The organism is Bradyrhizobium paxllaeri (assembly GCF_001693515.2).
Classification (GTDB): domain Bacteria; phylum Pseudomonadota; class Alphaproteobacteria; order Rhizobiales; family Xanthobacteraceae; genus Bradyrhizobium; species Bradyrhizobium paxllaeri.
This window is the reverse complement of the sequence record NZ_CP042968.1, coordinates 7,795,488-7,815,019: the sequence shown is the minus strand read 5'-3', so window position 1 is coordinate 7,815,019 and position 19,532 is coordinate 7,795,488. Positions and strand designations below refer to the sequence as shown.

Here is a 19,532-nt window from a genome sequence, read left to right as displayed (position 1 = left end):
GGCATTGTGACCACCGTCAGCGCTGCATGGGCTGACATCAGACATATATTGAATTCCGCCATGTGACGGCTAAGGTCACCTCCAAACATTCCCACATGGAAACGCCTGATATGTCCGACCTGGAAACATTCCGCCGTGAAACCCGCGCCTGGCTGGAGGCCAATTGCCCGCCGGAGATGCGCCGTCCGATGACCTCGGAGAGCGACACCTATTGGGGCGGGCGCAACGCAAAATTCTCATCGGAGCCGCAGCGCGTCTGGTTCGAGCGGATGCGCGACAAGGGCTGGACCGTGCCGGATTGGCCGAAGGAATATGGCGGCGGCGGGCTCGACCGCGCCGAGCACAAGGTGCTGCGCGAGGAGATGGCGGCGATGGGCGCGCGTGCGCCGCTGTCGAGCTTCGGCATCTGGATGCTCGGCCCCGCGCTGTTGAAGTACGGCAACGAGGCGCAGAAGAAGGAGCATCTGCCGAAAATTGCCGCCGGCCTGATCCGCTGGTGCCAGGGCTATTCCGAGCCGAACGCCGGATCGGACCTCGCCTCGCTGCAGACCCGTGCCGAGAGCGATGGCGACGACTACGTCATCAACGGCCAGAAGATCTGGACCTCGTATGCCAACTACGCCGACTGGATCTTCTGCCTGGTGCGCACCGACCCCGCGGCGAAGAAGCATGACGGCATCAGCTTCATCCTGTTCGACATGGCTTCGAAGGGCGTGTCGACCAAACCGATCCTTTTGATCTCGGGCTATTCGCCTTTTTGCGAAACCTTCTTCGACAATGTGCGCGTGCCGAAATCGCATGTGGTCGGCACCGTCAACCGCGGCTGGGACGTCGCGAAATACCTGCTGCAGCATGAGCGCGCGATGATCTCGGGCACGGGCGAGCGCGGCATTGGCCGTCCGCTCGGGCAGGTCGCCGCCGATTCCGTCGGTAGCGATGATTCCGGCCGGCTCGATGATGCGATGCTGCGCGGTCAGATCGCGATGTTCGACATCGACGAGGCGGCATTCGCCGCCGTGGCCGAGCGCGCGATCGATCTGGCAAAGGCCGGGCAGTCGCATCCGGCGTTTTCCTCGGCGATGAAATATTATGGCACCGAGCTCAACAAGCGCCGGCACGAAATCCTGATGTCGGCCGGCGGCATTGATGCGCTGGAATGGGAAAGCGATCGCTCCAAAGGCGGCGCCCGGCCGCGTGCCTGGCTGCGCACCAAGGCCAACTCGATCGAAGGCGGCACATCGGAGGTGATGCTCGGCATCGTCGCCAAGCGCATCCTCGATCTGCCGGGGGCGTAGAGCGCAGAACCTCTCCACGTCGTCCCTGCGAAAGCAGGGACCCATAACCACCGCTTTTGAGTGTTGATTGTGACGCTAGCTCCATTCCTACTCGAGAAGCCGCGGCGTATGGGTCCCTGCTTTCGCAGGGACGACGAAGCAACCTAATTCATTCCAAAGCGGATACCTCAATGCCACTCGTCCTCACCGAAGAACAATCCATGCTGCGCGACAGCGCGCGCGGCCTTATCACCGACAAGGCGCCGGTGTCGCATCTGCGCCAGTTGCGCGACAGCAAGGACGAAATGGGCTTCTCCCGCGACCTCTGGAAGGCGTTCGCGGAGATGGGCTTTTCCGGTCTGCTGGTGCCGGAAAATTTCGGCGGCAGCGGGCTCGGCTATGTCGAGGCCGGCGTGGTGATGGAGGAGATCGGCCGCACCTTGATGCCGTCGCCGTTCCTGTCGACCGCGGTGCTGGCGGTATCAGCACTGTCGCGCGGCGGCAGCGAGGCGCAGAAATCGGCGCATCTGCCGAAGATTGCCGACGGTTCGCGGCTCGCCGCGCTCGCCATCGACGAGGGCACAAAACATCGTCCGTTGCAGATCAATCTGCAGGCGGTGCGCTCCGGCAACGGTTTCAAGCTCAGCGGCGCCAAGGCGCTGGTGGTCGACGGCCACACCGCCGATCTCCTGATCGTTGCAGGACGGACCGGCGGCGCGGCCGGCGACCGCAACGGGCTGACGCTGTTTCTGGTCGATCCGAAAGCCAAGGGCGTCGCGATCGAACGCACGGTGATGGTCGATGCGCATAACGCGGCCAGAATCGAGTTCAGCAATGTCGAGGTCGATGCCGATCATGTGCTCGGCGAGGTCGATCAGGGCTATCAGCTGCTGGACGGCGTGCTCAACATCGGCCGCGGCGCGGTCGCTTCCGAGATGGTGGGCCTGAGCGAAGAGGTGTTCGGCCGCACCGTGACCTATCTGAAAGAGCGCAAGCAGTTCGGCAAGCTGATCGGCGAATTCCAGGCGCTGCAGCACCGCGCCGCCCAGCTCTATGTCGACATCGAGATCACCCGATCAGCGGTGCTGAAGGCGCTGCAGACGCTCGATGGCGATTTCGACCATGCGGGCGCTGCGATCGCGGTCGCCAAGGCCCGCGCCGGCACCACGGCAGCGCTGGCGGTGCAGGAGGGCGTGCAGATGCATGGCGGCATGGGCATGACCGACCAGTTCGACATCGGCTTCTTCATGAAGCGCGCGCGGGTGTGCCAGGAATTGTTCGGCGACAGCAACTACCACGCCGACCAGTTGGCGCGGATGAAGAGTTATTGAGGTAGGCACAAGCGGCGCCCCACACAGCGCCGTCATCGCCCGGCTTGACCGGGCGACCCAGTATTCCAGAGACGGCAATGCTCGAGGCGATGGGCCGCGGCGTACTGGGTCACCCGCCTTCGCGGGTAACGACAAACCTGTTTCTCCGTCATTGCGAGCGAAGCGAAGCAATCCATAGCACCGCGGTGGCGGTATGGATTGCTTCGTCGCTTGGCTCCTCGCAATGACGGTGATAGAGCCTACCTGATCGGCGGCGCGTACTGGATGCCGCCGTTGCTCCACAGCGAATTCAGGCCGCGCGGGATCTTCAGTTTCGATCCTTCGCCGACATTGCGCTCGTAGACCTCGCCGTAATTGCCGACATGGCGGATGATGCGGGCAGCCCAGTCCTTGGGCAGGCCGAGGTCCTCGCCATAGGCGCCTTCGGTGCCGACCAGCCGCATCACGTCGGGCTTCTTCGACTTCAGCGCCTCGTCGATGTTCTTCGAGGTGATGCCGAGCTCCTCGGCGTTGATCATCGCATACAGCGTCCACTTCACGATCATCATCCAGTCGTCGTCGCGCTGGCGCACCACGGGCGCGAGCGGCTCCTTGGAGATGACGTCGGGCAGGATGACATGGTCGCTCGGCTGGATCAGGTTCAGGCGGAGTGCGTAGAGCTGGGAGATGTCGGCCGAGAAGGTATCGCACTTGCCGCCTTCATAGGCCTTGAGCACGTCCTCCAGCTTGGGCAGCTTCACTTCCGTGTATTTCATGTTGTTGGCGCGGAAATGGTCGGCGACGTTGAGCAGGTTGGTCGTCCCCTCCTGCACGCAAACCTTGCTGTTGTTGAGGTCGAGCGCGGAATCGATGTTGCGCGAGCGCGGCAACATGAAACCCTGGCCGTCATAATAGGCGACCGCCGGGAAATAGAGCGCGTAGTTGCTCTCGCGCGACATGCTCCAGGTCGTGTTGCGCGCGAGGATGTCGACCTTGCGGCTCTGCAGCTCCTTGAAGCGCTCGCTGGCGTCGAGCGGCATGAATTTCGCCTTCTTGGGATCGTCGAAGATCGCCGCGGCCACCGCGCGGCAGAAATCGACGTCGAAGCCGGTCCAGTCGCCCTTGTCGTCGGGGATCGAGAAGCCGGGCAGGCCCTTGTTGACGCCGCACAGCACTTCGCCGCGCTTGATCGTCCGCTTCAGCGTCTTGGTGTCGTAACGCTCATACGTGATTGCAGCGGCCGCGACCGCGATTGCGACCGCCAGCCCGATGAGGAGGCCGCCTCGAAATGTCCGTAGCATTGTTCAACTCGCCAATTTTCAGGGAGGAATAGATCGTCTGGAGAGACAGCGGAGGAATTAAAGCTCGGGCTTCTGCCGGATAATCACCTTGGTGCCGACGGGAACGCGCTCATAGAGATCGGCGACATCGGCGTTGACGAGCCGGAAGCAGCCGGAGGAGACGGCGGTGCCGATCGTGTCGGGCCGGTTGGTGCCGTGAATGCGGTAAACGGTGGTGCCGAGATACATCGCGCGCGCGCCGAGCGGATTGCCGGGGCCGCCCGCCATGAAGCGCGGCAGATAGGGCTGGCGCGCGATCATCTCCGGCGGCGGCGTCCAGTCCGGCCACTCCGCCTTGCGTGTGATGTTCTGGAGTCCTTGCCACTGGAATCCCTCGCGGCCGACACCGATGCCATAGCGCAGCGCGCGGCCGTTGCCCTGGATCAGATAGAGATGCCGCTCGGCCGTGACGACGATGATGGTGCCCGGCGCTTCGTTGGTGCGGTAGAACACCGCCGTCTTCCTGAACTGCGGTTCGAGCTCGACGGAGTCGTCCGCGATCAGTCCAGGCTGGTCGCCGACATCGGGCTGGCGCAACTGTGCCTGGCTCTGCGAGGCCGAAAGGACAAGACCGCCAGTCGCGATCAACATCCAGATCAGGTGCCGAAATTTTTTCATCGCAGAATTCTCCTAGCGGCGCGTTGGCCAAATCAAGAGGAACCATCAAAACTCAGGGCTAGCTTGATGGCAAGTTTAGGGCGAATCCGACGGACATCCCACTGAAATATCTTGAATTTCCGTAGGTCGCCATATTCATGGGACCTTGCACGGCCTTATTTCGGCGCGATCCATAGCCGCAGCACGAACGAAATCAGCGTCACGGTGCCGACGCCGCCAAGCCACAGGGCAACGAACCACAGCAGACGCTGTGTCAATGGACGCTGGCCTGGCTTGATCTGGGTCAATGGTAGCCGCTCCCGGGTTTGACCTTGCCGCGGAATACCCAATAGGCCCAGGCGGTGTAGCCGAGGATCAGTGGTATCAGCCCGGCGACGCCGAACAGCATGAAGATCTGGCTGTTCGCGGGCGCCGCGGCCTGCCAGATCGTGATGCTCTGCGGCACGATGTAGGGAAACATGCTGATGCCAAGGCCGGCGTAGGAGAGCGCAAACAACGCCAGCGTCAGAAAGAACGGCTGGTAGTCGTATTTTTTGGCGAGGCTGCGCAGCAAGAGCGCAGTGATGACGGCCACCGAGATCGGCACCTGCGCGGTCAGGAGGACGTTCGGCCACGCGAACCAGCGCTGCGTGTACTGCACGTGCAGGAATGGCGTCGCCAGGCTAACTGCCGCGATGGCGCCCAGCATCGCCAGCAGGAATACCCAGCTCAGATGATAGGCGCGGTCGCGCAATTCGCCTTCGGTCTTCATCACCAGCCATGTCGCGCCGAGCAGCGCATAGCCGATCACCAGCGCCACGCCGGTCAGAATGCTGAACGGCGTCAGCCAGTCCCACCAGCCGCCGGCATAGTGCCGTCCCTCGACATGCACACCCTGCAGGATGGCGCCGAGCGCGATGCCCTGTGCCAGCGTCGCCAGGATCGATCCGCCGAAAAACGCGACGTCCCACTTGTTGCGTTCCCTGGTCGTGCGCCAGCGGAATTCGAAGGCGACGCCGCGGAACACGAGGCCGAGCAGCATCACGATCATGGGCGTATAGAGCGCCGGCATCAGCACGGCATAGGCGAGCGGAAACGCCGCCATCAGGCCGCCGCCGCCGAGCACCAGCCAGGTTTCGTTGCCGTCCCACACCGGGGCGACGGTGTTCATGATCACGTCGCGATCGTGTTTCTCGGGGAAGAGCGGAAACAGGATGCCGAGGCCAAGATCGAAGCCGTCCATCACGACATAGACAAACACGGCAAAGGCGATGATGAAGGCCCAGACAATGGCTAGATCGATCGCAATCATTGGGCGGCTCCCTCGACTGCGGCGCCGGCGGCGGGGGTGATGCCGGCGGTGCGGATCGGCGCGTCGTGCGACGGTCCCTCTTCGCCCGGATGCGGCGGCGCCGCCATCAGCCGCAGCAGATAGATCATGCCGGCCGTGAACACCACGAAATAGACGATGATGAACGCGATCAGCGAGGAGGCGACCGCCGGCGCCGCCAGCGGCGAAGCCGAGTCAACCGTCCGCAGCAATCCATAGACCGTGAACGGCTGGCGTCCGACTTCGGTGGTGATCCAGCCCGCGAGCACGGCGATAAAGCCTGCCGGCGCCATCGCGACCGCGAACATGTGCAGCAGTCGGCTATCATACAGCGTGCCGCGCAGGCGCATCAGCAGGCTGAACAGGCCGAGCGCCAGCATCAGCAATCCCATGCCGACCATGATCCGGAACGACCAGAACGTGATCGCCACCGGCGGCCAGTTTTCACGCGGTACGGTGTCGAGCCCGGCCATCGGCGCATCCGGCGAATGCTTGAGAATCACCGAGCCCAGCTTCGGCACCTCGATCGCGTAGTCGACCCTGCCGGCTTGCTGGTTGGGCAGGCCGAACAGGATCAGCGGCGCACCGTCCTTGTGGCTATGGAAGTGGCCTTCCATCGCCATGATCTTCACCGGCTGATGTTCCAGCGTGTTGAGGCCGTGCTGGTCGCCGGCGAAAATCTGGATCGGCGCCACCAGGGTGGCCATCCACATCGCCATCGAGAACATCACGCGCGGGCCGGCGAGGTGGCGGTCGCGCAGCAGGTGCCAGGCGCCGACCGCGCCGACCACCAGCGCGGTGGTCAGATACGCCGCCAGCACCATGTGCACGAGACGGTAGGGGAATGACGGATTGAATATCACCTTGAGCCAGTCGGCAGCGATGAACTGTCCGTCGGCATTGACGGTGTGGCCGGTCGGCGTCTGCATCCAGGAATTGGCGGAGAGAATCCAGAACGCCGAGATCAGCGTGCCGATCGCGACCATCAGCGTTGCCAGAAAATGCAGTCGTGGACCGACGCGCTTCAGCCCGAACAGCATCACGCCGAGGAAGCCCGCTTCGAGGAAGAATGCGGTCAGCACCTCGTAGGCCATCAGCGGCCCGATCACCGGGCCGACCTTGTCGGAAAAGGCCGACCAGTTGGTGCCGAACTGGTAGGACATCACGATGCCCGACACCACGCCCATGGCGAAGGCGACGGCAAAGATCTTCAGCCAGTATTGGAACAGGTTGATGTAGACCTCGCGCCCGGTCGCAAGCCACAGCGCCTCGAGCACCGCGAGGTAGCTGGCAAGCCCGATCGAGAAGGCGGGAAAGATGATGTGGAACGACATCGTGAAAGCAAACTGCGCCCGGGCCAATACGACCGCATCCCAGCCTTCGAACATCGGCACCACCTGTCGCAGTTTCGTCGGATGCGATCTTCTTCGAAAAAAGGAACTACAGTTTTCGAAAATTGCGCCCGATCCACGCGTGTACCCTATCACGCCCGATGCGACGATGACACTATACCGGCGTGTATGCCTGCATGCCGCGCGGAACAGGCCTGCAGGCCTGTCTGCTCCCCGATCAATTCAATTCCAGTCGCCGGATGATCTCGGCCTGCACGGCGCGGGTCTGATCCTTGCCGACCAGCACCGGGCTGCGGATCTTCTTGCCGGTGCGGAGCCGGATCGCGATGACGTAGTGGCTGCCCCGCCGTCCGCCGCTTTCGATGTCGATGCGCGCAACATCGTCACCCCTGACTGTATCCGTGTCTGTCGTGCCCTTCAAAGACAGCCGTTCGAACCTGAGGGCGCCGTCGTGGACAATCCAGAATGCACTGGTCCGATAGAGATATCTGATCAGCACGAAGGCCATGATCGCGCCGAGCGACCAGACTGCGATTCCAAGAGCGGACAATTTGCCGCTCCAGAGCGCATAGATGAATGGAAGGCTCAGCGAGCAGGCAAGCAGCACGATGAGAGCCCTGTATGCCCGGAGGCGTTTCGGACCGATCGGCCTGCCCAACCGTATCGCGGCATTGGCGGCGTCGAACGGATTTTCTGCCAATTCGGGAGCGGGCAACTGAAGCAGCCGCGCAATCTGCGCGGTGGTTTTCTGCACCTGGGTGATGTCAGGCAGCGGGGGTGAGGTGAGCGTATCTTCCGATTGGGTTTCGATGACGAGGGTGAACTCCACGGATTTGCCGAGGCTCTTTCGCAGGCGCATCCTCGATATTTCATCGTCCCTGATCAATCTTCGGTGCAATTTCCCGAACGGGCGTTGTTCGCCGATGAGGATTTCGCCCGGCGTGATGATCCAGACGACGTTGCGATCAAACAGCGCGGCAGCCAGCAGAAGACCCCCGAACAGCAACGCAAAGAGGGCGGCGATGCCGAGCCATTGGTCGTTTGCAAGGTGAGCGAGGCCGGGCAGGGCGATCAGACACAAAATCACGGCAATGCCTGCCAGAACGAGCCGCTCGTTGAGCGTCGTGCCCTTGCGTAACCTGACTTCATTCTGGTTTGTCACGGCATCCATCGCGGGCGGCAAACATCACGGCCGGCGTGGTCACGTCAAGCGGCAAAGCGTGCGGATCAAGCAAGATTGCGCCCAGCCAATCGCGATCAAACTTCGCAGTCAGACATGAGTCTTTTCCATGTCGCGAACACGAAAATCGGACCCCAAAATACAGAGCGACCCGGCTGGGGGGCATCCCGGCCGGGTCGTTGGAGGTCACTTGGGAGGTCCAGAGCTTGGGTCTCGAACTTGGAGGTGACGGAAATTCAGCGGGGGGTCTCGCTGTTGTAGGAGATCACGCAAATCTCCTTGGGACTTTTGGTGCCGCAATCGACCACCTGTTCGCGCACGAACGTCGAACCGCTGTCGCGCTGGGCGCGGGGCGTGACGTTCTGAGCCGAAAGCGTGGCGAGCGTTGCGACCGCGCCGAGCGGGACGATGAAAAAGCGGAAGGACGGCTTCAGCATGTTCGCTCTCCTGTTCGGCGTTGGCGTTGCGTTGGTGTCAGGTATAGGGGGTGAGTTTTTCCGGGTAATGTCGTGATTTGTTTCATTTGTTTCGTCGGAGGTAATCTTTGTCCGTCGAAACCGGCCCGTTTTCCCGTCCCCGATACTGATATAATCTATTGAAATAACGTTGGTTTATGCCGCGAGGCTGTCGACGCCGGCGCCCTTAAGCAACTCGGCCAATTGTTTGCGGGCATAGAACATCCGGGTCTTCACCGTGCTCTGGGGAATGCCGATGATCGCACCGGCCTCTTCCACCGACTTCTCGTGGTAGTAGACCAGGTTGATGATCTCGCGATGCGCCGGCGACAGCTTGGCGACGCAGGCGCGCAGGATCGCGCTGGTGTTGCTGCGGTCGAGCGAAGCTTCCGGCGTGTCGGCGTCGTCGGCGATCTCCAGCACGTCTTCCTGCTCGATGTCCTCATGCTTGCGCTGGCGCAGCGCGGTCAGCGCCTTGAAACGGGCAATCGACAGCAGCCAGGTCGAAACCTGCGAGCGGCCCTCGAACTGGCTGGCGGTCCGCCACACGTCGAGGAACACCTGGCTGACCAGGTCTTCCGCCATGGTGGTGTCGCGCACCATGCGCAGCACGAAGCGGTAAACCCGGACGTTATGGCGGGAGTAAAGCACATGCATCGACGTACGGTCGCCCTTGGCAATACTCTGCAGCAGCATCTCGTCGGATGTCGCGCGGGCGGCGGCAATCGACTTCTTGGCTGCGGCGTTGATGGCGATAACGTTCGACATGACAGGCTCCCAATTCCGACGCCGGGCGGCGTTTCGTTGGGAGAATTGTTAATTAGGCTCGGTTTCGGGATGTCTGCTCCACAAGGGGAAAATGGTTTCGTGCCGGAGAGAATTGTTTCGCCGCCGGGCCTGCGACGAAACATTCGGGCCAAAAACGCCAATAATTTCAATATGCGGAAAATTGGAAGATTTCAGATGCGGATTTGTTCCGACGATAGGTGCAATTTTTTGTCGTCCCTGCGAACGCAGGGACCCATAACCACAGGACGTTGTTGCCTGGAAAGGACGTCTACCCCGACGGGTCAAAATCATCGCCGCGGCGTATGGGTCCCTGCTCCGTGCGCAACCGCGCACTAGGCAGGGACGACGGAGCGGGCCTAACCCTTCTCACCCGTCGGCGAGAACAGATAACCGCCGCCACGAATCGTGCGGATCACGGCGGGCTTGGTCGGATCGATCTCGATCTTGCGGCGGATGCGCATGATGCGCAGGTCGACGGCGCGGTCGAACGCCTCGGCGTCGCGCGCATTGGCCAATTCCAAAAGCCGCTCGCGCGACAACACCCGCTTCGGGTTCGCCGCGAACACTTTCAGCAGGCCGAATTCGGATGCCGTCAGCGGGTGCTCATTGCCTTCGTCGTCGCGCAGCGCCTGGGCTTCGAGGTCGAGCCATTTGGTGCCGAAGCGCACCAGCTGCTCTTTCTCCGTCTTTGCCGGAGCAGCCTCGGCCGCGGCGGCCGTCTTGGCCGGCGTGCTGCGGCGAAGCACCGAGCGGATGCGCGCCATCAGCTCGCGCAGCTCGCAGGGCTTTGCGATGTAGTCGTCGGCGCCGAGCTCGAGGCCGACGACGCGGTCGATCGGGCTCGCGGTCGCCGTCAGCATGATGACGGGAACGTTGATCCGGCTCTTGAGGTCGCGAATGATCGAAAGCCCGTCTTCCTCGGGCATGTTGAGGTCGAGCACCACAAGGTCGGGCACGGCGTTCTCGATCTCCTTGCGCAGGCTCTTGCCGCCGTCGCACAGCGTGACGCCGAAACCGTGCATCTTGAGGTAATCGCCGACCATCTCGCGGGCCGGTGCCTCGTCGTCGACGATGAAGATGTGCGGGCTCTGGGTCATGTCGTCTCTGTCGCAGGCAGTCTAACCGTAAACGTTGACCCCTGTCCGGGGCCGGCGCTTTCCGCGGTCACATGGCCGCCATGCATGTCGATGATACGTTTGACGATCGATAGTCCAAGGCCGGTCGAACTTTCCCCGGCCGTCGGCTTGGCCGATAGACGCTGAAAACGCCCGAACAGCCGGCCGAGATCCTCCGGCGAAAGGCCGGCGCCCTGGTCGGTGATGCGGATCACCGTGTCACCGCTCTCGTGGGTGACGGTCACCATGATCCTGCCGCCGATCGGCGAATATTTGATGGCGTTGCTGACAAGGTTGTCGATCGCTTCGCGAATGCGGTCAGTGTCGCACATGGTGACGACATTCGGCGGCGCCGACACGGTGATGGCCTGCTGCTTGTTGACGGCCGAAGGCAGGTTGGAATCGGTAACCTCGGTCACGAGCGCCGCTATATCGACCGCTTCGCGGCGGATGGTGATGTCGAAGGCATCAGCCATCGCATCCGAAATCAGGTGATCGACCATCGAGGTCAGGCGCTTGGTGGCGTCCCTGATGTGCTCGACCTGCGCGTTGACGTTCTCCTTGGGCGAGCCGGCGCCGATCAGCTCGGTCAGCATCTCGGTACGGCCGAGGATCACGCCGAGCGGATTCTTCAGGTCATGCGCGACGGTGCCGAGGATTTCGTTCTTGAAGCCGTTGGCGCGCTGCAGCCGCAGCCACTGCGCCGAGAGCCTGCGGTTGGCCTGCATCAGCGCGCGGGTGCGCTGGGCGACGCGGTCTTCGAGCTGGGTATTGGCCTCGTGCAGCTGGCGGTAAAGGATCACGTTGTCGAACGCGATCGACAGCCGGCTGGAGAAAATCTCGACCAGCGCGCGGTCGGTGTCGGACAATTGGCGCTCGGCCTGCAGCAGCACCACCACCTCGCGGCCGCTTCCGGTGCGCAGATAGAGCACGCTGCGGTGGTCGGCGAATTCGTTCTTGCGGCGCTGGAAGGCGGCTTCCACCATCTGTCGCAGGTCCGGGTCGAGCGCCTTGGAACTCGTGGTGCCGATGAAGCGGCTGTAGCAGCCCGAGCCGGCCAGCACCGAGAATTCACTGCCCGCGGCGCCGTCGTCGCGCAGCACCAGGATGCCGGCGCAGTCGACATTGAGCAGCGAGGCGAGCTGGGTCAGCACACCCTCCGCCAGCCGCTGCATCGATTTGAAATCGTAGAGCGTCGAGGCGGCGTCGATGATGATCTCGAGCCCACGCCGCGTCTGCACCATGCGCTCGAGCTGCTGGTAGCTGCGCAGCGCGGCGGTCAGCGAGGTGAACAGCTTGTCGGCCGTCAGCTCGGTCTTGGCCTTGTAGTCGTTGATGTCGTACTGGACGATGACGCGGCGCTCGGGCGCCTGTCCCGGCTGGCCGGTGCGCAGGATGATGCGCACCGTTTCGTTCTTGATCTCGTTGCGGATGTATTCCACGAGCTCGAGTCCCGCGACGTCGGTCTCCATGATGACATCGAGCAGCACGGCCGCGACATCCGGATTGTCGCGCATCAAGGTGCGGCCTTCGGCCGCGGAGTAGGCGGAGAGGATCTCCAGCGTCGCGCCGTTGAGGCTGTAGTCGCTCAGCGCAAAACGGGTGCCCTCATGCACGGCGGCATCGTCGTCGATGACGGCGATCTTCCATTTGCGGGCGGACGAGTCCTCCGGAGCGGCCCCGGTATCGTCGATCAGGTGGAGGACATCGTCCTGTTCGGCCATTGCGAAGTTCCGTCGGCTGCTGTCTGGTCTGTACTCGTGGGTCCGCCCTTGGCGACTTTAGGCATGATAATGCGGAATGTGGTGCCTTGTCCCAGCCTTGACTCCAGCATCATCCGGCCGCCGAGCTGTTGAGTGACAAGATTATAGACGATATGCAAGCCCAGTCCGGTGCCGCCTTCGTTGCGGCGCGTCGTAAAGAAGGGGTCGAATGCCTGCCTTTGCACATCCGGCGTCATCCCGGCCCCGTTGTCGGCAAAGATGATCTCGACATCCTCGCTGCCGCGCGCCCGCGCCGAGATCGAGATCGCGCCGGAACGGCCGTCGGCAAAGGCATGGTTGGCGGCGTTAAGGAAAAGATTGGTTAAAATCTGGCCGTAGGAGCCGGGATAGCCGTCGATGACCAGCCCTTCCGGCACGTCGACCGACAGCGTGATCGCGGCCTTCTTCAATACCGGCCTAAGGCTCGCGACGATCTGGTCGGTGGCCTCGCTCAGGTTGAACTGCCGGCGCTCGGCATGCGAGCGGTCCACCGCCACCTGCTTGAACGACTGGATCAGCTCGGCGGCGCGGTGCAGGTTCGCCACCAGCTGCTGGGCTGCATCGCGCGAGCTCTTGACGAAGTCGTCGAGTTTGGAGCGCCGCAGCGGCCCGCTGCGCAATTCGGCCTCGAACGTATCGGCCCGCCGCGCAAAGCTCGACGCCACCGTCAGACTGATGCCGATCGGGTTGTTCACTTCATGGGCGACGCCGGCGACCAGCCCGCCGAGCGCCGCCAGCCGTTCGGCGTCGATCAGGTTCTGCTGCGCGGTGTTGAGCTCGATCAGCGCGGTTTCGGCCTTCTCCTTGGCGGCACGCAATTCGGCTTCCGTCTTGCGCTTGGCGATGGCGTTCTCGCGGAACACATCCACGGCACGCGCCATCGCGCCGACCTCGTCTCTGGCGGTGGTGCCTTGAACCCTGCGATCCAGATTGCCCGACGTGATCGCGTGCATCGAGCGTAGGATCTGCTGCAGCGGCAGGCGGATCGAGAGCGCGATCAGCACGCCGGCGGACAGGATGATGCCGAGGAACATCACCGCGATCGACAGCACCCGGCGCGAGATCGCCGACAGCGTCTTGTCGAACGTCTCCTGCGCCTTCTGCTCGCGCTGGCGCATCTTGACCGACAATTCGTCGATGACGGCGATGGCGTCGGCCTGGCTGGCGTCGATGGTATTGCGCAACAGCTCGGTCCTGATCGCGAGTTGCTCGGTCAGCTTGGCCATGCCCTCGCGCAATGCCACCGTCCGGGCCTGCAGCCGCGTCAGCGCCATGCGCTGCAAATCATTGTCGGCGAGGTCGGCCATCACGGGGATGGTCTTCTCGATCGTCTCGGTATGCCTGCGGGCGTCTTCGGCGGAGGCCGAGCCCGGCGACAAATAATAGGCGTTGGCTGCGACCAATAGCGCCGTAAACGCTTCACGCGATCTTCCGAGCGACGGCCAGATCTGCGCGTCGCGGTGCCCGGTGGCACCCTCGATGACCGAATAGAGGCCGGCCATTTCCCTGGCCGGTCCCAGCACCTGCTGCTCATAGGTCTTGGTGATGGTGGCCTGCACGGCGCGCAATTCGCCGAAGCCGTTGAGGAAGCGGTCGGTGACCTGTTCGAGCCGCTCGACCGATCCCGAAAGAATCGGGTCGTTCGAGGCGCGCGTGGTGAGCGTGCCGAGCACGGCCTCGCGCAGCAGCAGGATCTCGGCGAACAGCTCGGGGCTCGGCTGGTTGATGTAGCGATGGATCAGGTTCTGCAGCCGGCTGGTTTCGCTCTCCAGATGCGCCAGGATCTTGTCGGACTCCCGCACCTGCCGGACGTCGTCCCAGGCCGAACCCAGCACGTTGGCGCCGTTCCAGATCAGCACCGCGAGCACCACGACGACGGCGGAGTTCAAGGCTGCGATCGAGAGAATCCGCCAGCGGATCGGCACCGCGCGCAGCCACTGGACCACGTGAAACCGGCCGCGCGCGGCGAAACTCGCCGGCCGTTCCGATGTTCGTGGCTGTTGCGGTGCGTCGGTCAAATTCGCTCCGTCTTGCGAAAGGGCCCGACCAATAGCGGCGCCATCGTCCCGATCAATGCAACGTTGGTACGGTAGAGATCGGGTGCGCCGGTGCGGGTCCGTTCGAGGGGGGCGCTTTCTACGCCGGACAGACGGGACTGGAACCCGTCGATGCGACGTACCTCGCTCCGGGGATCACCGGTGCCAGACTCGCGCGCAAGCGCACCCGTTGAGACCGCCGTATGCAACAGCGCGACAACAAGCACGAAGACCCGCGAAAGGTTGGCGCGGCGGTACACAGGCGACAAATCCCCTTAGAGAAGGAGTCTGCAGCGGAGAAAAAAGGTTCAACGCAATTTTAGCAGAATTTGCCGATGCTTGGCTATTGGTCGGGCGGCCGGCGCGGGGTAGCCTGGGGTTATCCTGAGAAATTCGTTACAATCTTGAAGTGTGCGGTGCGGTGATGTCGGCGGATTGAAACCGCAATGGCAGGGATTTATGAGGGGCAGGGAACGGGCCCGTCGCAGGCGCGGCGGAGCGGGGTAATCACCGGTGAAACTGGCCTTGAAATTCTTGCATATCGCAGCACTCGCCGCCATGGCGCTGGCGTCTCCAGCCCAGGCTGCCACCGAGATCATGTGGTGGCATGCGATGTCGGGGGAACTCGGCAAGCAACTCGAAAAGCTCGCGGCCGATTTCAATGCGTCGCAGTCCGACTACCGGATCGTGCCGACCTACAAGGGCAACTACACTGAGACGGTGACGGCGGCGATCTTCGCCTTCCGCTCGCGAAGCCAGCCCGCCATCGTTCAGGTCAATGAGATCGCCACCGCCACCATGATGGCGGCCAAGGGCGCGATCTATCCGGTGTTCGAACTGATGCGCGATCAGTCGGAGCCGTTCGCGCCGGAGGCGTATCTGCCGGTCGTGACCGGCTATTACTCCGACGTCGCGGGCAACATGCTCTCGTTTCCGTTCAATGTCTCGACGCCGATCCTTTATTACAACAAGGATCAGTTCCGCGCCGCCGGCCTCGACCCGGAGGCGGCGCCGAAGACCTGGGCCGAGGTCGGCGCGGCGGCGAAGCGCCTGCGCGCGGCGGGTTCGGCTTGCGGGCTCACCACGTCCTGGCCGTCCTGGGTCCATGTCGAGAATTTTTCCGCCTTCCACAACCTGCCGCTGGCCAGCAAGGGCAATGGCTTTGGCGGCCTCGATGCCGAATTGACCTTCAACAATCCGGACGTGGTGCGGCACGTCGCGCAACTGGCGGAATGGCAGGCGACGAAGGCTTTCGAGTATAGCGGCCGCGGGCAATCGGCCGAGCCGCGCTTCCAGAAGGGCGAATGCGCCATCTTCATCGGCTCGTCCGGCACGCGCGCGGACATCAAGGCCAATTCCAAATTCGAGGTCGGCTACGGCATGATTCCGCACCGGCCCGAAATCGCCGGCGCCCCGCAAAACTCCATCATCGGCGGCGCCACGCTATGGGTGCTGCGCGACCGGCCGCGCGCCGAATATGCTGGCGTCGCGCGATTCTTTGCCTATCTCTCGAAGCCGGAAGTTCAGGCCGCCTGGCACCAGCACACCGGCTATCTGCCGATCACCCGTGCCGCCTTCGATCTCACCCGCTCACAGGGCTTTTACGACCGCAATCCCGGTGCGGCGATCGGTATCGAGCAGATGACCCTGAAATCGCCGACCGAGAACTCGAAAGGAATCCGGCTCGGCTCCTTTGTGCTGATCCGCAGCGTGATCGACGAAGAACTCGAGCAGGTTTTCCACGGCAAGCAATCTGCGCAGGCAGCCCTCGATCTCGCCGTCGAGCGCGGCAACCGCCTGCTGCGCCAGTTCGAGCGTGCAAATCCGGAGCAGTGAATTCTCCCCGTCATTGCGAGCGAAGCGAAGCAATCCATCTATCCCCGCGTTGAGGCATGGATTGCTTCGCGGAGCCTGTCATCGGGCGGCGCTTTGCGCCGACCCGGTGGCTCGCAATGACGGCAGACAACGTTCAGCATCACCATGACCACAGCCCTGCCGGCATTCACCGACTACGAACCCTTTCGCATCTGGCGCGCCGATCCGACGCAATGGCTGCTGATCGCGCACGATATCGTCCGTGGTCACGGCCTCGCCTGCGCCACGCCGCACGTATTCTCCACCGGCACCAATCTCGTCCTTGCCCTCGACGAAAACCTCATCCTGAAGATCTTCCCGCCGTTTCTTCGCGGCCAGTTCGTCTCGGAGCGTGGCGCGCTGACGCAGCTTCAGGGGCGGCTTCGTGTCGCGATCCCTGACATCGTCGTCGAAGGGGAGCGCGACGGATGGCCATATCTCGTCATCACGCGGCTATCCGGCGAGCTGGGTGCGGATGTCTGGCCGTCGCTGCCGGAAGCGGACAAGGAGCGCGTGCTGGCCGGGATCGGCGAGACCATCGCCGAAGTGCAGCGTGTCCCTGTCGGACCACTTGGCCGGATCGAGCCTGGCTGGGACGCCCTCATGCGCCGGCAGATCGAGGGATGTCGCGCCCGGCACGCGCGGCTCGGATTGCCGCAGAAATTTCTGGACGGCCTCGACGACCTGCTGCGCGATGCAGTCGCGTTGACGGCGCTCGACGGGCCGCCGGTGATCTTGACCGGCGAATACATCCCGGAGAACTTTCTGCTGAGCCATGGCGCTGCAGGGTGGCACCTCGCGGGGCTGTTCGATTTCGGCGACGTGATGACGGGCAGGGGCGAATACGACCTGCTGGGTCCGAGCGCCTTCATGACATCAGGCATGCCGCGGCGCGTGCGAAGCCTGTTCGAGGGCTTCGGATATTCGGTCGGGGATGTCACGCCCGACCTGAAGCGGCGGCTGATGGTGCTGATGCTGCTGCATCGGGCCAGCGATCCGGTCAGGCATTTCTGTATCGAGGGCTGGCAACAGAAGGCCGCCAATCTCCACGAATTGCAGGATCTGCTCTGGCCGATCTGACCGTCGCCCAGCAATGGAGCGCCCAAAATTTCTGCATATTTTATAGGCAAATCTGCCGCTTTGTATGCAATTCGACAGGATGTCGCACCTTGATATGGCGCCCATTTCGTTTTGAATTTCAAGCCGCATCAATCAGTTAGAGCGAGAGAAAGCTTTCCTTAAAGGTTGGCATAAACCTTGCGATTCCAGTTCCAGGCCGTTTCCCCTCAGGCGTTGGAGCATCACCCATGAAGCGTCGCGATTTCCTCAAATCCGTGTCGGGGCTGGCGGCCGCCGGCGCGCTCACGCCGGCGCCGGCGATCTGGTCTTCCGCCAAGGCGCAAGCGCGGTCGGAAACGCTGCTGATCGTCTCGGAGAGCGGCCCCAACAATCTCGACATTCACGGCGTCGGCACCAACGTGCCCGGCTATGAGGTGTCGTGGAACTGCTACGACCGCCTGATCAGCCACGAGATGAAGAGCGGTCCCGGCGGCGTGCCGTATTACGACCGCGACAAGTTCAAGCCCGAGCTCGCCGAGGACATGAAGGTCGGCGACATGTCGGTGACCTTCAAGCTGAAGAAGAACGCCAAATTCCACGACGGCGCGCCGGTTACGGCCAAGGATGTCAAATGGTCGCTCGATCGCGCGGTGAGCGTCGGCGGCTTTCCGACTTTCCAGATGGGCGCGGGCTCGCTGACCAAGACCGAGCAGTTCGTCATCGTCGACGACAGCACGGTGCGGATCGATTTCGCCAAGAAGGACCGTCTCACGCTTCCCGATCTCGCCGTCATCGTGCCCTGCGTCGTCAATTCCGAACTGGTGAAGAAGAACGCGACCGAGAAGGACCCGTGGGGCCTCGAATACACCAAGCAGCAGACCGCGGGCTCCGGCGCCTACAAGGTGACGAAATGGACGGCGGGCACCGAAGTGGTCATGGAGCGCAATGACGCGTGGGCCGGCGGTCCCTTGCCCAAGGTCAAGCGGGTGATCTGGCGCATGGTGCCGCAGGCGGGCAACCGCCGCGCGCTCCTGGAGCGCGGCGATGCCGACATCTCCTATGATCTGCCGAACAAGGATTTCGTCGAGCTGAAGGACAGCGGCAAGCTCAACATCGTCTCGGTGCCGTATTCCAATGGCGTTCAGTATATCGGCATGAACGTCAAGATCGCGCCGTTCGACAACCCCAAGGTTCGCGAGGCCGTTGCCTGCGCGATCCCCTACCAGAAGATCATGGATGCGGTGCTGTTCGGCCTCGCCAAGCCGATGTTCGGCGCACCTGCGGACAAGGCCACCGAGGTGGCATGGCCGCAGCCGACCAAATACGTGACCGACATCGCCAGGGCCAAGGCGCTGCTGGCCGAGGCTGGCCATCCCAATGGCTTTGAGACCACGCTGTCGTTCGACCTCGGCTTTGCCGGCGTCAACGAACCGCTCTGCGTGCTGGTGCAGGAGTCCCTGGCGCAGATCGGCATCAAGACCACGATCAACAAGATCCCCGGCGCCAACTGGCGGACCGAGCTGAACAAGAAGGTGCTGCCGCTCTACACCAACGTGTTCTCCGGCTGGCTCGACTATCCCGAATACTTCTTCATCTGGTGCTACGACGGCAAGAATTCGATCTTCAACACCATGAGCTACCAGTCCAAGGCGATGGACGAGTACATCGCCGGCGCCGTCGACGCGGCCGCGAGCGGCAATACCGCGAAGTACGATACCGACGTGAAGGGTTTTGTGGACCTCGCCTTCAAGGACATCCCGCGCATCCCGCTGTATCAGCCCTACGTCAACGTCGCGATGCAGAAGAACGTGTCGGGTTATCAGTACTGGTTCCACCGCAGGCTCGACTACCGCGCGCTGGTGAAGGCGTGATCGGCCATGCTGGTGGTCCAAGACACATCGGCATGCATTGGTCCCTTCTACTCAAGTGAGGTGGGTACAACTCTCTCACTCCCTCCCCCCTTGCGGGGTAGGGCAATCGCATATGAGGTACGAGGTGCGGCGGCATCGGCACTGCGCCCCCTCTCCCGCTTGCGGGGGAGGGTTGGGGTGGGGGTGCTTCCGCATCGGGATTCCCTG

At 62.9% G+C, this 19,532-nt stretch carries 16 protein-coding genes; 5 read left to right on the top strand and 11 right to left on the bottom strand.

The window, feature by feature from the left end; genetic code table 11:
- Positions 1-110: 110 nt before the first annotated feature.
- Complete coding sequence (locus LMTR21_RS37415) at positions 111-1,295, top strand: acyl-CoA dehydrogenase family protein (RefSeq protein ID WP_065750876.1); 1,185 nt, start codon at positions 111-113, stop codon at positions 1,293-1,295.
- Positions 1,296-1,465: 170 nt separating this feature from the next.
- Positions 1,466-2,605, top strand: coding sequence for an acyl-CoA dehydrogenase family protein (locus LMTR21_RS37410; RefSeq protein ID WP_065750806.1), 1,140 nt, complete (start codon positions 1,466-1,468; stop codon positions 2,603-2,605).
- Between the two features lie 239 nt (positions 2,606-2,844).
- Here the strand turns inward: LMTR21_RS37410 and LMTR21_RS37405 are convergent, their stop codons facing one another.
- From LMTR21_RS37405 to LMTR21_RS37355, 11 genes are all read right to left on the bottom strand, one after another.
- Positions 2,845-3,885: an amino acid ABC transporter substrate-binding protein gene (locus LMTR21_RS37405; protein WP_065750805.1), complete on the bottom strand. Its 1,041-nt coding sequence runs from the start codon at positions 3,883-3,885 to the stop codon at positions 2,845-2,847.
- Between the two features lie 57 nt (positions 3,886-3,942).
- The gene (locus LMTR21_RS37400; RefSeq protein ID WP_065750804.1) at positions 3,943-4,542 is read right to left on the bottom strand and encodes a L,D-transpeptidase; all 600 of its coding nucleotides are present in this window, start codon (positions 4,540-4,542) and stop codon (positions 3,943-3,945) included.
- Between the two features lie 155 nt (positions 4,543-4,697).
- The gene (locus LMTR21_RS37395) at positions 4,698-4,829 is read right to left on the bottom strand and encodes a DUF2474 domain-containing protein (protein ID WP_141688091.1); all 132 of its coding nucleotides are present in this window, start codon (positions 4,827-4,829) and stop codon (positions 4,698-4,700) included.
- Positions 4,826-5,833 carry a cytochrome d ubiquinol oxidase subunit II gene (cydB, locus tag LMTR21_RS37390; RefSeq protein WP_065750803.1) on the bottom strand — a complete coding sequence of 336 codons (1,008 nt, stop codon included), beginning with the start codon at positions 5,831-5,833 and terminating at the stop codon, positions 4,826-4,828. The genes LMTR21_RS37395 and cydB overlap by 4 nt, the downstream gene beginning before the upstream one ends.
- Positions 5,830-7,239: a cytochrome ubiquinol oxidase subunit I gene (locus LMTR21_RS37385; RefSeq protein ID WP_065750802.1), complete on the bottom strand. Its 1,410-nt coding sequence runs from the start codon at positions 7,237-7,239 to the stop codon at positions 5,830-5,832. Before LMTR21_RS37385 ends, cydB begins: the two co-directional genes overlap by 4 nt.
- Before the next feature lie 181 nt (positions 7,240-7,420).
- Positions 7,421-8,365, bottom strand: a complete 945-nt coding sequence (locus LMTR21_RS37380; RefSeq protein ID WP_141688090.1) for a hypothetical protein — start codon at positions 8,363-8,365, stop codon at positions 7,421-7,423.
- Positions 8,366-8,619: 254 nt separating this feature from the next.
- Entirely contained in the window at positions 8,620-8,820 is a 201-nt protein-coding gene (locus LMTR21_RS37375; RefSeq protein ID WP_065750800.1) for a hypothetical protein, read from the bottom strand.
- Positions 8,821-8,994: 174 nt separating this feature from the next.
- Positions 8,995-9,606 (bottom strand): sigma-70 family RNA polymerase sigma factor, encoded by a 612-nt coding sequence (locus LMTR21_RS37370; protein WP_065750799.1) that lies wholly within the window; start codon positions 9,604-9,606, stop codon positions 8,995-8,997.
- 377 nt (positions 9,607-9,983) lie between these two features.
- The gene (locus LMTR21_RS37365) at positions 9,984-10,724 is read right to left on the bottom strand and encodes a response regulator (RefSeq protein WP_065750798.1); all 741 of its coding nucleotides are present in this window, start codon (positions 10,722-10,724) and stop codon (positions 9,984-9,986) included.
- Entirely contained in the window at positions 10,721-12,466 is a 1,746-nt protein-coding gene (locus tag LMTR21_RS37360) for an ATP-binding response regulator (RefSeq protein ID WP_065750797.1), read from the bottom strand. The genes LMTR21_RS37365 and LMTR21_RS37360 overlap by 4 nt, the downstream gene beginning before the upstream one ends.
- Positions 12,436-14,451, bottom strand: a complete 2,016-nt coding sequence (locus LMTR21_RS37355; protein ID WP_246175979.1) for a sensor histidine kinase — start codon at positions 14,449-14,451, stop codon at positions 12,436-12,438. The genes LMTR21_RS37360 and LMTR21_RS37355 overlap by 31 nt, the downstream gene beginning before the upstream one ends.
- A 648-nt stretch (positions 14,452-15,099) precedes the next feature.
- On the opposite strand from LMTR21_RS37355, the gene ugpB reads away from it, so the two are divergent.
- From ugpB to LMTR21_RS37340, 3 genes are all read left to right on the top strand, one after another.
- Complete coding sequence (ugpB, locus tag LMTR21_RS37350; RefSeq protein ID WP_065750794.1) at positions 15,100-16,377, top strand: sn-glycerol-3-phosphate ABC transporter substrate-binding protein UgpB; 1,278 nt, start codon at positions 15,100-15,102, stop codon at positions 16,375-16,377.
- A gap of 144 nt (positions 16,378-16,521) precedes the next feature.
- On the top strand, positions 16,522-17,475 hold the full coding sequence (locus LMTR21_RS37345; RefSeq protein ID WP_065750793.1) for an aminoglycoside phosphotransferase family protein: 954 nt from the start codon (positions 16,522-16,524) through the stop codon (positions 17,473-17,475).
- Positions 17,476-17,702: 227 nt separating this feature from the next.
- Entirely contained in the window at positions 17,703-19,325 is a 1,623-nt protein-coding gene (locus tag LMTR21_RS37340) for an ABC transporter substrate-binding protein (RefSeq protein WP_065750792.1), read from the top strand.
- The last annotated feature ends 207 nt before the right edge of the window (positions 19,326-19,532 follow it).